The following is a 15,142-nucleotide window of genomic DNA, read 5'->3' on the forward strand; positions in this document are numbered from 1 at the left end:
AGTAGTTACGTGCATACGCGTATTATACTACTTTTTATCTAGATTTTTATTATCAATTATAAATAATATTCCTCTAGCTTCCGTTAGGGGCATTTGGCATTTAGCACACGCTAAGTTTTGTTTTCATAAATATCTGCTAGAGGTCCGTCTTTTTCATCAGCTGAATGAGTGGTTTGGGTTTAGGTCTTCTAGCTTACAGAGAGGATATTCTATTCTCTCTGTCTTAACCTTCCTCCTTGTTTTGTGTGTGTTGAGAGGAGGGAGGCGTTTTCTCATTGGTTCAAGGGGCAAGAGTTCAAGGTTTAAAGTTCAAATATTCAAGGAATCATCGGAGCTATTGAACTACGAACCCAGAACTTTAAACTTTTTTACAACTTCACAACTTAACATCTATAAACTTTAATCCTTTAAACCTTAAACATTGAACTTTAAACAATAACATTTTATGAAAAAGATTTTATTATGTGCAGTGTTTCTGCCTTTGGCATTACAGGCACAAGTGGGCATCAATACCCCTGCCCCCAAAGCCACACTAGATGTGGTAGGCAAGGCGTCTAGCTCTGATTCTTTTGACGGGATTATCGCCCCTCGCTTAAAAGGAGTAGAGCTAAAAGCCAAAACTTATACTTCTGAGCAGAAAGGAGCTATTGTCTACGTAACAGGGGTAGAGACTTCCCCTACAGGACAAACGGCTAATGTTACCGATGTAGGGTATTATTATTTTGACGGCTCCTCGTGGCAAAAACTTTCAGGAAAGACTTATACCGAATCGGAAACCATTAAACTAAGCGGAACATCGTTTCAACGAGCGGCTTTAACAGGTGATGTTACTGCCGATTTGAATAGCAACGATACTAAAGTAACTAAAATCCAAGGTTCTTCGGTTTCTGCTACTGCACCTCAGTTGGGGCAGCTGTTAGTGTGGGACGGTACAGCATGGACGCCAACGGGCGGTCTACGCAGAGCAGATGCAACAGGTGGTATTGTAGATAATACCGTTACTCTTAGAACTACAGATAATGGGGGATATGTGTATGTAGATAGTACCTCGCCTACCACCGTTGAGGTTCCTGACTCATTGCCTTTAGGTTTTAGCTGTGTAATAGTCCAGAACAATGTGGGGCAGATAACGGTTTCTAATTCTTCTGGTGCGAGGGGAAGTAAAACGAGAACCCAATATTCGGCTGTTGGTATCATAAAGGATACTTGGACTACGGTAACGGTAACGGGGGATTCTGTCAACTAAATAGACTTTTATGCTAACCCAATAAAAAAAGAAAATAATGAAACTTAGTAGATTTTATATATACAGTTTATTGTTGGTGTTGCTTCCTCTTGTGGCAAAGGCTCAAGTGGTCTTACGGGCATTAGATGCGCCTTTAAGTGTAACATTGAAAAGCGGGGGGAAGAAACGTATTGCCTCAATTTACGATGCTGATTATTTTCCTTACAATATTAATCCTCGTTCGGAAGCCCTTTGGCAGAGGGATATTGCAGCAGACGGAATTCCAGAACCTCTGGTAATAGACCATCAAGGGAAAATTACAACCACAGGTCTGCGGGTTGGCATCCCCGTAACGGTACAAGGCGAAGGTACTCTTCCCGCTTACAGTATGGACATTACCATACCAGCCACCTATACGGAGGACGGGAACAGCCGTGTCCTTCGCTTTTCGTGGGAGGCCCAAGCTGTAACCCCTGCCAGCACCTATATTGTAGCCAGCATTCGCTCGTTGGGTGGCGATTTGCTGATTAAGAAATTGGATATGAATATGGGGTTTGGTAACGATGTAGAAGGCTTACTGATGGGTGTTTTCAGCTACCCCGATCGTTATGTGGATACTTTTTCTACCACCAATGTCCAATACCAGCTTTATGCGGTAACGGGTATTCCCGACCGTTGCCTTGGGAAGACCACTTCCGATTGTATGGGGTATGGGGATAATGAAAGAGAACACGATTTTATCTATACGCCAGTGTTAGGTCCAGACAACAAAGTATGGCTTGGGAATAACCTCGGGGCAGAGTATGCTAAATACGGTTCCCCTTGGTTTGATCCTGCCGCTCAAGGGGGAACCTTGGACACTAATACAGGACTACCGTTAGAATACCCAACCACATACCAAATTAAACGAGACTGGCGGGCGTACGGTTCGCTCTTCCAATGGCAGAGAAAGCCAGATGGACACGAGTTGATAAATTGGTCTTTGGGGGGGACGCCTAAAAATAGATTTGTGAGATATTCTTTGTCAAATTCATGGTCAAATGCTGATAGCAAATATTTTATAGAACCCGCTTATAGCAAAGGCTATTGGGTGATTTTCTCTGAACTACAAGAAACAGAAAATCATAAGTTGTGGAAAACAGGTGGTACAAACAACCCTTGTCCGGAGGGGTATCATGTGCCCTCATTAGATGCCATGAAGGCACTGAGTAGTGCGATTCGAAATAGTGCAGCCACAGAAAACTCGCTAGATACGGAACGAGTGCTTCGTCTATCTACTCCTGGATTTAGAGATGTCCGTGGATATATCCATACCGGTAATATTTTATACTGGACATCAGATATCGCATCCTTCACATACTATTGGGGGACCGCGTATGCGTTAACCGGTGGACTTCCTGACTATCTTTCTGAGTGGTACAAAGACTATTATATGTGGTTCCAAGGGCAAGCCCATGCTGTGCGCTGTATAAAAGATTAACACGAATGTTAAGTTTACTGTGCCGTTGGTTTTAAGAGCCTAACAAGATGGGTAGGGTAGCTATGCCTAAGACTCTATGGTTTGTCCAAAGAGACATAAATAAAAAAATAAATTATTATAAATCATAAAAAGTAGAAATTATGCCAGTAAAATTTAAAGTAATTGAAAGAGGCCAGCCGGGCGTAAGCGGTGGCGGCGACAAAAAATGGTACGCTACTCCTGTAAGTAGTGGAGAGAAAACCCTAACCGACCTTACCAAAGACATAGAGAAAATCTCCACCGTAAGCGGAGCGGACATCAGAGCGGTACTCTACGCCTTGGTAGATGTAATGCAGTCGTCCTTAGCCAGTGGGCAGATTATTCGTTTAGGAGAGTTGGGCAGTTTGCGTGTGAGCTTTAGCAGTGAGGGCAAAGCTACGGAGAAAGAGGTAACGGCTAATACCATCAAACAAGCTAAAGTCATTTTTACTCCCGCTAAAGGGATAAAAGATACCCTAGCGACACTCACTTACGAGAAGGCTTAAGGTAACGCCTAAGCCCCCTTTAAAAAACCGATGCTTATAAGTTTTAGATTTTATAGGCATAGAATTTATAGGCTGTACTTTTGTCTTGAAACAAACCTAACGCAAGTGGTTCGGCGAAGCCAAAAGGACGAAAAGTTCAAGAGCAAAGGTTAGGTTTACCTACGGCACGGGGGCTGTCCCTAAACTTACCTTTGCTCGACAGAGCGTTGATAATGGCTAAGTGGTGATAATATGTAGTATATCTGACCTCTAAGCCCGACGGCGTTAAGAACCTCGTTACTAAAGGCGTTAAAAAATACCCACTGTTTGAGCATTGGTGTGGGCAAAAGCGTTGGAGCGAGTTTTGGGGATTTTAGCCTTTAGTAATGAGGTTTAGCCAAAGGGGTTACAGTCTTGAATTTTTGCTTCTTTTGCTTCAAGGCAAAAGAAGGGCGATAAATGTGTAGGCTTGTCCTTTTGGCTTGACCCAAACCTAACGAAGTGGTTCGGCGGAGCCAAAAGGACGAAAAAGTCAAGACTAGAAAACTGCGGCTAAAAATGTGTCGTCCATTCTAAAAGCCCTAGAACTCACGCCAAGGCTAAAGCCCACGCTTGTTCAGACAATAGGTCTTTTTTAACGAATGGACGCCCCATTTTCTTAACGCCTCCGTTTCCTTAGGTCGGAGGGGACAGTCGTTACATAGTATATTTGTCCTTGTCCTTTTGTCTTGAAACAAAAGGACGAAAAGTTCAAGAGCAAAGGTTAGGTTTACCTACGGCACGGGACTGCCCCCTACTATTTGGAAGCTACCGCTCCCAATGCCGCTACGGGGGCTGTCCCTAAACTTACCTTTGCTCGACAAACCGTTGATAATAGCTAAGTGGTGATAATATGTAGTATATCCGACCTCTAAGCCCGACGGCGTTAAGAACCTCGTTAGTAAAGGCGTTAAAAAATACCCATTGTTTGAGCAAAGGTGTGGGCAAAAGCGTTGGAGCGAGTTTTGGGGATTTTAGCCTTTAGTAATGAGGTTTAGCCAGAGGGGTTACAGTCTTGAATTTTTGCTTCTTTTGGCTTCGCCGAACCACTTGCGTTAGGTTTGTTTCAAGGCAAAAGAAGAGTGATAAATGTGTAGGCTTGTACTTTTAGCTTGACCTAAAAGTACCAAAAGGTCAAGACTAGAAAACTACGGCTAAAAATGTGTCGCCCATTCTAAAAGCCCTAGAACTCACGCCAAGGCTAAGTCCAACGCTTGTTCAAACAATAGGTCTTTTTTAACGAATGGACGCCCCATTTTCTTAACGCCTTCGTTTCCTTAGGTCGGAGAGTGGAGCGGTTATTATATATGGTAGAGAATACTCGACCTCTAAGCCCGACGGCGTTAAGAACCTCGTTAGTAAAGGCGTTATAAAAATACCCACTGTTTGAGCATTGGTGTGGGCAAAAGCACAAATAAAAAAAATGCTTATGAAATTCCAAAAACATAAGCATCTTTTTGTAAAATGATAAGCATCAAATTTTTTTTGATGCTTATCGTTTTTAGTGTTAATTGTTATTTAATGAAAAAAGTGCCTCATTCCTGTGAATAGCATTGGGATATTATGCTCATTAGCCGCTTGTATGCTTTCGTCATCTCGCATACTTCCACCAGGTTGTATAATGGCTTTTATACCTTCTTTAGCACAGGTATCTACCACGTCTCTAAACGGAAAGAAAGCATCAGACGCTAAAACTAAATCTCCACTAAATTTCTCTTTCGCTCGTTCTATGGCTTGTTGGGTAGCCCATATTCTATTTACTTGTCCACCACCTACGCCTAAGGCTTGTGTGCCGTTGGTAACTACAATAGCATTAGATTTTACATATTTCACAATCCTTTGAGAAAAGAGTAGAGCCTTGGTTTGTTCTTCCGTTGGCTGAACTTCTGTAACCGTTTTTATATCATCAGAGAATTGGTCATCGGCGTTTTGCACCAACATTCCACCGTCTATTTTTACCCACACTTGGCGGTCAGATACAGGGTTTTTAATCTTGATAATTCTTAGATTTTTCTTTTTAGATAATACTTCTAGAGCTTCGGCATCAAAATCTGTCGCCATTACAATTTCTAGGAAAGTCTTGTTGAGTTCTTCAGCTGTGTCTTTATCTACGGTGTAGTTCATCGCTACAATACCTCCGAAGATAGAAACAGGGTCGCATTCAAATGCTTTTTTATAAGTGTCTAAAGCGGTTTCTCCAATAGCAACGCCACAAGGTGTAGAGTGCTTAACGGCACAACACGCTTTCTCATTTTTGAACTCATTAACCACCTTCCAGCATAAATCCATATCTCTTAGGTTGTTAAAAGAAAGCTCTTTACCACCTAATTGTTCAAAATCTTTCATTGCTCCATTTTCGGTAGTAGAAACATAATAAGCCGCCGACTGATGAGGGTTTTCGCCATATCTTAAGTCGGTTACCTTTTGATACGACGCATTAAGATACTCTGGGTATTCTTCCTCTAAAAGCATTTTAGAAATAGCGGCATCATAAGCCGAAGTTAAGTTAAATACTTTTCCAGCTAATGTTTTTCTAGTTTCCAAAGTTGTATCACCTGCTTCCGAAATTTCGGCTTGAACTTTAGCATAGTCTTTAACATCGGTAACCACGGTAACGGCATTAAAATTCTTAGCCGCTGAACGAAGCATTGATGGTCCACCAATGTCTATAAACTCTACCTTTTCGTCTAAAGAAATGTTTTTGTTAACATTTTCAAAGAAAGGGTAGAGGTTTACTATTACCATATCTATTAGCTCTATACCGTGGTCTTTTACGGTACTCATATGCTCGGGGTTAGAGCGTACGGCTAGAAGCCCTCCGTGTACTTTTGGGTGTAGCGTTTTTACCCTACCGTCTAGCATTTCTGGGAACTCTGTAACTTCATCTATCTGAATAGGAGAAAGTCCAGCTTCCTTTAAATGTTTAAATGTGCCTCCCGTAGAAATGAGTTGATAATTGTGTTGCTCCAAAAATGTGGCAAACTCTACAAGATTGGTCTTGTCTGATACGCTAATTAAAGCTCTTTTTTTCATTTTTACTGTTTTATAGATATTAAAATTTGTCAAATAAATAGCCTACACCTATTTGTAAGAAATTGTTTTTCATTGTAATGTCGTTGGTTGGATAAAGGTTGCCAAGCCCTATATTGTATCTTGTCTCCACGAATATAGACTTGGTTATTTTATATTCTCCACCCAAAAATATAGAGTGGTTACCCTTTCTAATATCAGTAAACTCTACATCTTGTCCGTTTTGTTTCCCTAGAGCTTTGGTTACAAAACCTAAGTTAAATCCACCCAAAATCCCTAACGATTCTATTGGTGTAAACTTAACTCCCAAAGGAATATAGACCGTGGTAAGATGCAACCTTGAACGCTCATTATTATCCATAATTAGATTCTCTGCTCCAAGTCCTGCCATACCAAGTTCTCCGTGTAGAGATACATATTTATTAACTTTATAAGATACAGGCATCGCAATATAAACACTAGACTTAGCGTTAGGCTTGTATTGTTGCCCCATAGCTTCTAGGTGCAAAGTAGAATTTACATACCCTACTTTAAACCCTGTTTCCAATTTTTGTGCATTAGCAAAACCAACGGTTGCCACCAACGCAGAAAGTAATAATTTTTTCATAGTGCTAAAGTTTTTGTTTTTATCTACATTTCTTTTTTCAAAAATTTACCTGTGATAGATTTTTTATTCTTTATAATTTCTTCTGGAGTACCTTCTGCGATGATACTTCCTCCATTTTTACCACCTTCTGGACCTACATCTATAATATGGTCGGCAAGTTTTATCACGTCCATATTATGTTCAATAATGATAAAGGAGTTACCCAAGTCTACTAGCTTTTGGATAACCTCCATCAGTATCTTAACATCTTCAAAATGCAGTCCTGTGGTAGGTTCATCTAAAATATAAAGCGTTTTACCTGTTTGTTTTTTAGAGAGTTCTGTAGCTAATTTTACTCTTTGAGCCTCTCCGCCCGAAAGTGTAGTAGACTGTTGACCTAAAGTAATATAGCCTAAACCTACTTCTTGTAGCGTTTTCACCTTAGAATAGATTTTTGGGATTGGCTGAAAAAATTCTACAGCTTCGTCTATGGTCATATCTAGGACATCGGATATAGATTTACCTTTATATCTTACTTCTAAAGTTTCTCTATTAAAGCGTTTGCCGTTGCAGGTTTCGCAATGCACATAGACATCAGGCAAGAAATTCATTTCAATCACTTTCAAACCACCTCCTTGACAAGTTTCGCAGCGTCCACCTTTAACATTAAACGAAAATCTCCCTGCCTTATAACCTCTGATTTTACTTTCTGGAAGGTTAGCGAACAAGGTTCGGATATCCGAAAATACACCTGTGTAAGTAGCAGGGTTAGAACGAGGCGTTCTACCGATGGGCGTTTGGTCTACATCTACTATTTTGTCTATATGCTCTATACCTTCTATCTTTTCGTAAGGTAGAGGCTCTTGCACAGCACGGTAGAAATGTCGGTTAAGAATAGGGTAGAGGGTCCCGTTGATTAGCGAGGATTTACCACTCCCCGAAATCCCCGTAACTACAACCATCTTCCCTAGAGGAATTTTTAGAGTTACATTTTTAAGATTATTGCCCGTAGCTCCTTTGAGGACAATCTCATTACCATTGCCTTCTCTTCTTTTTTCGGGAATTTCTATTTTTCTTCTTCCTGTGAGGTAATCTGCTGTAATGGTATCAGCTTTTATTAAATCTTTTGGGCTGCCTTGCCACAAGACTTTTCCGCCATATTTACCTGCTTTAGGTCCGATGTCTAGCACTTCATCGGCTTCTAAAATCATATCCTTGTCGTGTTCCACCACAAGAACAGAGTTTCCTAAATCTCGTAAACTTTTTAAAGAGTTGATGAGTCTTTCGTTATCTCTCTGGTGAAGCCCAATAGAAGGTTCGTCTAAAATATAAAGGACATTTACCAACTGCGAGCCTATCTGTGTTGCCAAACGAATCCTTTGGGATTCGCCTCCAGAAAGGGTTTTACTACTTCTACTAAGACTAAGATATTCTAGTCCTACATCTAATAAAAAGCCCAAACGAGTTTCTATCTCTTTTAAAATTTCGTGGGCGATAATTTTGTTTTTTTCGCTAAAGCTATTTTTTATTTCCGAAAGCCAATCTTTTAAGTCTAATAAGCTCATCGCATTAACTTCAGCAATAGTTTTACCTTCTATTTTAAAGGCTAAACTTTCGGGTTTTAATCTTGTTCCGTTACAGTCCGTACAGATTTCTTCTACTGTAAACTCTCGCTCCACTTGTGTAGCACCGTAGTTCTCTTTATCTTCTATAACTTTTTCTAAATGAGGGATTAGCCCTTCAAAGTTAATTTTAGTTTTTTTGGAAATTCCAGCGTGTTTTAAATCTTTTACAAACTCTTTATCACAACCGTAATAGATGTAGTCTAAGGCTTCTTTAGGAATTTTGTTAAATGGTGTTTGTAGGTTAAGCTCAAATAACTCTAGTATGCTTTTAATTTGAGATAAAGCCCACTTACTAAATTTATAAGTTTCTAATGGTAATAGTGCCGACTGGAAGGGTAGAGTAGGCTCGGTAACTAGATAATCAGGATTGATTTTTTTTACAGTTCCCAAACCTTTACAATGAGGACAACTCCCTTTAGGAGAATTGAACGAAAAAGTATTTGGTTCTGGTAATGGTAGAGCCTGTCCTGTGACAGTATCCATTAAATCTTTAGAAAAATACTGAAACTCTTCCGAATTATATTTTTGAACCATAACCACACCGCCCCCCATCTGCAAAGCTGTGGAAAGTGATTTTTGCATTCTAGCTTCAGATGCGGTTTCGCCTATAATCCAACGGTCTATAACTACTTCTATATCGTGGGTTTTGTATCGGTCTAGTTTAAGGTCGTACTCTATATCTTGCAAAGTGCCATCTATTCTTACTTGGGAATATCCTTTTTTGGCTAATTGCACAAAAAGCTCGTGATAATGCCCCTTTCTAGCCTTTACTAGTGGTGCTAGAAGCAAGACTTTTTCATTCTGATATTGTTCTTTGATGGTTTCTAAAATTTGCTCTTCGGTATAGCTTTGTAGCTTTTTACCTGTTTCTAAGGAATAAGCTGTGGAAACTCTAGCAAATAGAAGTCTGAGAAAATCATAAAGTTCTGTAACCGTCCCTACGGTAGAACGAGGGTTTTTATTAGTGGTTTTTTGTTCAATAGCGATAACAGGGGAAAGTCCTTCTATTTTATCAACATCGGGGCGTTCTAATCCACCTAGAAACTGCCGAGCATAGGCGGAAAATGTTTCTATATAACGCCTTTGTCCTTCCGCAAAAATAGTATCAAATGCTAAAGAAGATTTCCCACTTCCTGATAGCCCTGTAATAACGACTAACTCGTTACGAGGAATTTTAACATCAATGTTTTTTAAGTTATGCTCTCTAGCACCATAGACCTCTATGAAATCTCTATTTTTCATCATTTTGCAAATTTAGTGATGAATTATGAAAGGTGAAAATAAAAATAAGTCCCAATATTTCTAAAATTACCTTAGAGCATATTGGGACAGCTTTCTTTTGATTTAACCCTTTTAAAAGTAAACTTTTACGCTTCTTTATTTTTCTTTTTTATTTCTTCTCCTATAATACTTGCGGTAGAGAAAGAAGTTACCAAATTATTTAGCATATCTCCAGCCGCATTGGGCGTGTTAGGAAGTAGAATAAGATTAGACTTATTGGTAGAACCAATAGACGAAAGCGTATCATAATGCTGAGTAACTACAATAAGAGCCGAAGCCTCTTGTGAATTGATACCTACCTTGTTAAGCACATTTACAGATTCTTCTAATCCTTTAGCAATTTCTCTTCTTTGGTCGGCAATCCCTTGTCCTTGTAATCTTTTGCTTTCTGCTTCTGCTTTAGCCTTTTCTACAATAAGAATTCTTTGAGCATCACCTTCGTATTGAGCTGCTATTTTCTCTCTTTCCGAAGCATTGATACGGTTCATTGCCTGTTTTACTTGCTCATCAGGGTCGATGTCTGTTACTAAGGTTTTAATGATGTCGTAACCATAATCATTCATTGCCTCTTGTAATTCTGATTTTACGGCGATAGCAATATCATCTTTTTTCTCAAACACATCATCTAATCTAAGTTTAGGAACTTCCGCTCTTACCACATCAAAAATATAAGATGTAATCTGAGCGTGAGGATTATCCAATTTATAAAACGCATCATAAACCTTTTCTCCAATAACGAGATATTGCGTGGACACCTTTATTTTAACAAATACATCGTCTTTAGTTTTGGTTTCTACCACTACATCTAACTGCTGTATTTTTAAAGAAATTCTACCTGCGATTTGGTCTACAAAAGGTATTTTAAGATGAAAACCTGGACCTCTTACACTATGGAATTTCCCTAAACGTTCTATTATAACAGATGTTTGTTGCTTTACAATAAACCAAAGTCCAAAAAAGCTAAGGAAAATAATTCCTACAAATAGAACAGCTCCCAAAGACCCCAAAATAAAACTAAATGTTGTTATCATAAATTTTAAATTTTTCGTAAAGATAATTATTTTTCGGCAAATCATTATAGGTTAAACAAAACACTGATAATCAAATATAAAAATAGAAAAAAGTCCTTTTTTATTTTCAGACTAAATATTTTTCATTGTCTATTTTTTATAAAACTTAAGAATATGAGGCTAAAACTCTAAAAATCATATTGTCAGATAATAAATTTTACATATATTTGCACCACTTTTCACGGATTTTTTTGAGCAAAAAGTAGAAAACAACAATATTTAACCAACTTCAAAACCCATTTATCCGTTTTAGCTCAAAGGATGGTAGTTTTGGATACAAATTATTTTATTATGTCAGAACAGACAAAACAACAAGAAGAGGTTCTTTTGAACCAAAATGTAGCACCTGAAAATTTTGATTGGGATTCTTTTGAATCTGGTCTTAATGCTGAGGACAGAAACGAGAAAAAAGAACTTGAAGAAATCTACAAAGGTTCTTTAAGCGATTTAGCAGAAGATGATGTTATCGTAGGTAAAGTAGTAAGACTTACAGATAAAGAAGCTATCGTTGACATTGATTTCAAATCAGAAGGTGTTATTTCTCTTAACGAATTCCGTTACAACCCTAACCTAAAAGTGGGAGATGAGGTAGAAGTAATGGTAGACAGAAGAGAGGACAAGACAGGACAATTACAACTTTCTCATAAAAAAGCGAGAACGCTTAAGGCTTGGGATAAAGTGAACCAATATCACGAAAGTGGTGAGGTAGTAAATGGTTTCGTTAAATCTAGAACAAAAGGTGGTATGATTGTAGATGTATTCGGCATCGAAGCATTCTTACCTGGTTCTCAAATAGATGTTAAGCCTATTAAAGATTATGACCAATATGTAGGTAAAACTATGGAGTTCAAAGTGGTTAAAATTAATCCTGAATTCAAAAATGTAGTGGTATCTCATAAAGCTCTTATCGAGGCCGATATTGAAGATCAGAAAAAAGAAATCATTGCCCAACTTGAAAAAGGTCAGGTTCTTGAAGGAACAGTTAAAAACATCACATCTTATGGTGTATTTATCGATTTAGGTGGCGTTGATGGTCTAGTACACATTACAGATCTTTCTTGGTCTAGAGTAAACCACCCAACAGAAATTCTGGAAGATGGACAAACGGTTAAAGTGGTTATCCTTGACTTTGATGAAGATAAAACAAGAATTCAATTGGGTATGAAGCAGCTTGAAGCTCACCCTTGGGAAGCTCTTGATGAAAACTTGAAAGTAGGTGATAAAGTAAAAGGTAAGGTAGTAGTAGTAGCTGATTATGGTGCTTTTGTAGAAGTAGCTCCTGGTGTAGAAGGTCTTATCCATGTTTCTGAAATGTCTTGGAGTACACATCTTAGAAGTGCAGGGGATTTCGTAAAAGTGGGAGATGAAGTAGAGGCTCAAGTGCTTACCTTAGATAAAGAAGAGAGAAAAATATCTTTAGGTATGAAGCAACTCTCTGAAGATCCGTGGACTAATATACAAGGTAAATATCCAGTAGATTCTAAGCACTCTGGTACTGTAAGAAACTTTACTAACTTTGGTGTATTCTTAGAGCTAGAAGAAGGAATTGATGGGCTTATCTATATTTCTGACCTTTCTTGGACTAAGAAAATCAAACATCCATCTGAATTCTGTAGCGTAGGAGACAAGCTAGATGTAGTAGTTCTAGAGTTAGATGTAGACGCTAGAAGACTTTCTTTAGGTCATAAGCAACTTACAGAAAATCCTTGGGATAAATTTGAAACTAAATATGCTGAAGGTACTGTACACACGGGTGTAGCATCTGATGTTTTTGATAAAGGAGCTCAAGTTAAATTTGAAGATGTAGAAGTAGAAGCTTTCTGTCCTGCTAGATTACTTGAGAAGGAGGATGGTTCTAAAATTAAAAAAGGAGATGAAGCTGAATTTAAAGTAATTGAGTTCAATAAAGAATTCAAGAGAGTGGTAGTATCTCATACAGGTCTTTTCCGTGAAGAAGAAAAGAAAAATGTGAAAGAAGCTGCTGCTAAAAGTTCTGCATCTGAAGAGAAAACAACTCTAGGAGATATTGATGCTCTTGCAGAACTTAAAAAGAAAATGGAAGAAGGTAAATAATCTAAATAAAGATTAGATACTTTTCTAAAATATCTTTAAAACCGCCCCAGAATTGAGGCGGTTTTTTTTAGCTTAATTTTTTTGTCTGGTTCTAATATGGATAAAAGAATGCTTAATCTTATCCAAAAATGGATATATAGATATTCATTTTAGAACTTATAATAAGGACAAGAAATAACACTTACAGACCCTAACCCCAATGGAGTGTGGAAAGTGTGTTAAATTTTTATTCAAACCAATATCCAATACTTACCACAGCGAAAGTGTCCCCCCAAAAAAATTAAGGAGGATAATGTAGTTTAATTATGGGGACGATTATATTATGGAAGCAAAAGAAAGAGCAGAAATTCACCAAAACAGTATAAAGGGCAATATAACATCAATTAAGGTAATTTTTAAAACCTTATAGGCGAGAATTTTCAAGGCAAAGAATATGAAAATTATATATAAGTATATCGCCTTACTTTCCAACAAAAAAAGTCAAGGGATTTGGAGTTGATTTTATAGCTAGTGAATGGAAAATGAAAAAATGGTTAGATGTTGTGTGAAAAGATAATGGGGGACCATCATATTGATAAATTTGGTTGGAAATAGAAAAGGAATCTATTTAATGTTGCCTATTGATGTAAAAGATTTTGGTGCATCAGGGCATATAACTTTATGGACTGGAAACGCAAGTGAAAAATATGTTTTTGATGGACATCATTATGAAAAATCTGCAAAAGCTATGTATTTTTGGGAATTAAAATAATTAGACTACATATGAAAATTTTAAACATTATGCTAATTTTGGTTGGTATTTCATGCTGTTCTCAAAACAGAGAACTTACCAATAAAACATATTTAAAACTAAAAGATGATGATAAGTCTTTTGAACAGTTCGCCTTTTATGGATTTTGTAATTGTAATGATAACTATTTGTACTCAGAGACATTTGTACATGATTATATAACAACATTTAATCATATGGAACCCTTTCCAAGACTTTTTGAAAAAGAAACTATTAAAAAAGTATTAGATCGATTTCATGCTTCTCATAAAAAGAAGTTTGATGGTATCCGGAAAGAATATTTTAATGGTTATAACATAATAACAGAATGTTACAATTTATATAATACTTCAAATAATGAACTAAGGGGAATTTACAATGGAATGATATCAAATAAGAGAATTCAAAAAGAATGGATTGAAGATTATATGAACGATTATTTAGAGCATTATTTTATTAAAATTGAAACAGAATAATCAAATTAATAGTTGTGAAAAAAAGTTGGGTTATCCGAAGAAAGTTGGAATAGATTATATAAAATGAAAGGAATCATTATGTTCAAGGTTTCGGGCTGGAATAATGCAAATGGTCATTTTACTTTATGGGATGGTAATCATCTAATTTATCTAGGTGGTGCAGGGCATGATGATCCAACAAATGTAAAATATTATTTTCATATGTTTTACCCTGCAAGGAAAGAGAATGGGGATTTAAATTTAGTACAAACTAATAGAATTAGAATATGGGAACTCAAATAAAAAAAACTACACAGCTTTTCTTTATAATTATACCTCCAACTGAATTCCCAATAAATACATAACTTAATAATCCAAAAGAAGGATTTTCAACGGCTTGATAGGTAATAGGAAAGTGACCAATAGCAAAAATAACCGATGCTATAATAATACCAATCCAATACACAATAGGTTGAGTTACATTAAGTATTTTGGAAGCAATCCAAGTAACAAAAGTCATCATACCGAATCTCATTAAGATTTCTTCGGTTAGTCCACCGTACAGAAATCTAGCAGTTAGGGTGGGGTGCAGAGTTTCTCCTAAGACTATAAATTCTTTCGGAAGTATTGGCTTAAATATAATTCCTATAAGGCTTAATAAACCTCCTGATAGGATACCACCTAAAACACCATATTTCAGAATATTTTGGAGATTGGGGAGCTGATGACTTTTAATTCCGACTATGTGTTCAATAATGGGAACTTTTAGATTTACCTTTTGATGAAGAATAGTTCCTAGAACCACAGCAACAATGAGCATTATAGTGGGGTTTACTAATGCAAGCATTTTTATTTGTAGTGGACTAAAACTCTTTCGTAGTATTACTTCTGCTTCAGGAGGCAAGGGTATTTCCATTGTGAGAATTGAAAATACCCCTATCATTCCTAAACATAATAGAATTAACCCTAATCCTATCTTCTGTTTTTTCATTTACTTTAATTTTTG

12 protein-coding genes and 1 pseudogene are annotated in these 15,142 nt (G+C 37.3%); 8 read left to right on the plus strand and 5 right to left on the minus strand.

What is annotated here, in order from left to right; genetic code table 11:
• Nucleotides 1-445: 445 nt before the first annotated feature.
• From D1003_RS01330 to D1003_RS01340, 3 genes are all read left to right on the plus strand, one after another.
• Nucleotides 446-1,246 carry a hypothetical protein gene (locus tag D1003_RS01330; protein ID WP_153935414.1) on the plus strand — a complete coding sequence of 267 codons (801 nt, stop codon included), beginning with the start codon at nucleotides 446-448 and terminating at the stop codon, nucleotides 1,244-1,246.
• A gap of 37 nt (nucleotides 1,247-1,283) precedes the next feature.
• Nucleotides 1,284-2,705, plus strand: a complete 1,422-nt coding sequence (locus D1003_RS01335; RefSeq protein WP_153935415.1) for a hypothetical protein — start codon at nucleotides 1,284-1,286, stop codon at nucleotides 2,703-2,705.
• Nucleotides 2,706-2,845: 140 nt separating this feature from the next.
• Nucleotides 2,846-3,229 carry an HU family DNA-binding protein gene (locus D1003_RS01340; RefSeq protein ID WP_153935416.1) on the plus strand — a complete coding sequence of 128 codons (384 nt, stop codon included), beginning with the start codon at nucleotides 2,846-2,848 and terminating at the stop codon, nucleotides 3,227-3,229.
• 1,536 nt (nucleotides 3,230-4,765) lie between these two features.
• Here D1003_RS01340 and purH read toward each other — a convergent pair.
• The 4 genes from purH to D1003_RS01360 all read right to left on the minus strand — a co-directional run bounded on the left by purH (nucleotide 4,766) and on the right by D1003_RS01360 (nucleotide 10,800).
• Nucleotides 4,766-6,280 carry a bifunctional phosphoribosylaminoimidazolecarboxamide formyltransferase/IMP cyclohydrolase gene (purH, locus tag D1003_RS01345; protein ID WP_153935417.1) on the minus strand — a complete coding sequence of 505 codons (1,515 nt, stop codon included), beginning with the start codon at nucleotides 6,278-6,280 and terminating at the stop codon, nucleotides 4,766-4,768.
• Between the two features lie 19 nt (nucleotides 6,281-6,299).
• On the minus strand, nucleotides 6,300-6,884 hold the full coding sequence (locus D1003_RS01350) for an outer membrane beta-barrel protein (protein ID WP_153935418.1): 585 nt from the start codon (nucleotides 6,882-6,884) through the stop codon (nucleotides 6,300-6,302).
• 23 nt (nucleotides 6,885-6,907) lie between these two features.
• The gene (uvrA, locus tag D1003_RS01355; protein WP_153935419.1) at nucleotides 6,908-9,733 is read right to left on the minus strand and encodes an excinuclease ABC subunit UvrA; all 2,826 of its coding nucleotides are present in this window, start codon (nucleotides 9,731-9,733) and stop codon (nucleotides 6,908-6,910) included.
• A gap of 122 nt (nucleotides 9,734-9,855) precedes the next feature.
• Nucleotides 9,856-10,800, minus strand: a complete 945-nt coding sequence (locus D1003_RS01360) for an SPFH domain-containing protein (protein WP_004918915.1) — start codon at nucleotides 10,798-10,800, stop codon at nucleotides 9,856-9,858.
• A gap of 330 nt (nucleotides 10,801-11,130) precedes the next feature.
• On the opposite strand from D1003_RS01360, the gene rpsA reads away from it, so the two are divergent.
• The 5 genes and pseudogenes from rpsA (at nucleotide 11,131) to D1003_RS01385 (ending at nucleotide 14,439) form a co-directional block, all read left to right on the plus strand.
• Nucleotides 11,131-12,912, plus strand: a complete 1,782-nt coding sequence (rpsA, locus tag D1003_RS01365; protein WP_153935420.1) for a 30S ribosomal protein S1 — start codon at nucleotides 11,131-11,133, stop codon at nucleotides 12,910-12,912.
• Between the two features lie 165 nt (nucleotides 12,913-13,077).
• A pseudogene (locus D1003_RS11365) lies at nucleotides 13,078-13,181 on the plus strand (PRTRC system protein C); the annotation flags it as partial.
• A 311-nt stretch (nucleotides 13,182-13,492) separates the two neighbouring features.
• Nucleotides 13,493-13,663: a T6SS effector amidase Tae4 family protein gene (locus tag D1003_RS01375; protein WP_153935421.1), complete on the plus strand. Its 171-nt coding sequence runs from the start codon at nucleotides 13,493-13,495 to the stop codon at nucleotides 13,661-13,663.
• An 11-nt stretch (nucleotides 13,664-13,674) separates the two neighbouring features.
• On the plus strand, nucleotides 13,675-14,157 hold the full coding sequence (locus D1003_RS01380; protein WP_153935422.1) for a hypothetical protein: 483 nt from the start codon (nucleotides 13,675-13,677) through the stop codon (nucleotides 14,155-14,157).
• A gap of 63 nt (nucleotides 14,158-14,220) precedes the next feature.
• Complete coding sequence (locus D1003_RS01385) at nucleotides 14,221-14,439, plus strand: T6SS effector amidase Tae4 family protein (protein ID WP_153935423.1); 219 nt, start codon at nucleotides 14,221-14,223, stop codon at nucleotides 14,437-14,439.
• Here D1003_RS01385 and D1003_RS01390 read toward each other — a convergent pair.
• Complete coding sequence (locus D1003_RS01390; protein WP_153935424.1) at nucleotides 14,432-15,127, minus strand: type II CAAX prenyl endopeptidase Rce1 family protein; 696 nt, start codon at nucleotides 15,125-15,127, stop codon at nucleotides 14,432-14,434. The two genes, D1003_RS01385 and D1003_RS01390, sit on opposite strands and share 8 nt — an antisense overlap.
• Between the last annotated feature and the right edge of the window lie 15 nt (nucleotides 15,128-15,142).

The organism is Riemerella anatipestifer, from assembly GCF_009663465.1.
Lineage (GTDB): Bacteria > Bacteroidota > Bacteroidia > Flavobacteriales > Weeksellaceae > Riemerella > Riemerella anatipestifer_C.

Excerpts from the sequence above, each read along its gene's own strand:
- D1003_RS01330 (WP_153935414.1), top strand. The coding sequence starts at position 446 with ATGAAAAAGATTTTATTATGTGCAGTGTTTCTGCCTTTGGCATTACAG.
- D1003_RS01390 (WP_153935424.1), bottom strand. The coding sequence starts at position 15,127 with ATGAAAAAACAGAAGATAGGATTAGGGTTAATTCTATTATGTTTAGGA.
- D1003_RS01360 (WP_004918915.1), bottom strand. The coding sequence starts at position 10,800 with ATGATAACAACATTTAGTTTTATTTTGGGGTCTTTGGGAGCTGTTCTA.
- rpsA (WP_153935420.1), top strand. The coding sequence starts at position 11,131 with ATGTCAGAACAGACAAAACAACAAGAAGAGGTTCTTTTGAACCAAAAT.
- uvrA (WP_153935419.1), bottom strand. The coding sequence starts at position 9,733 with ATGATGAAAAATAGAGATTTCATAGAGGTCTATGGTGCTAGAGAGCAT.
- D1003_RS01335 (WP_153935415.1), top strand. The coding sequence starts at position 1,284 with ATGAAACTTAGTAGATTTTATATATACAGTTTATTGTTGGTGTTGCTT.
- D1003_RS01380 (WP_153935422.1), top strand. The coding sequence starts at position 13,675 with ATGAAAATTTTAAACATTATGCTAATTTTGGTTGGTATTTCATGCTGT.
- D1003_RS01350 (WP_153935418.1), bottom strand. The coding sequence starts at position 6,884 with ATGAAAAAATTATTACTTTCTGCGTTGGTGGCAACCGTTGGTTTTGCT.
- D1003_RS01385 (WP_153935423.1), top strand. The coding sequence starts at position 14,221 with ATGAAAGGAATCATTATGTTCAAGGTTTCGGGCTGGAATAATGCAAAT.
- purH (WP_153935417.1), bottom strand. The coding sequence starts at position 6,280 with ATGAAAAAAAGAGCTTTAATTAGCGTATCAGACAAGACCAATCTTGTA.
- D1003_RS01340 (WP_153935416.1), top strand. The coding sequence starts at position 2,846 with ATGCCAGTAAAATTTAAAGTAATTGAAAGAGGCCAGCCGGGCGTAAGC.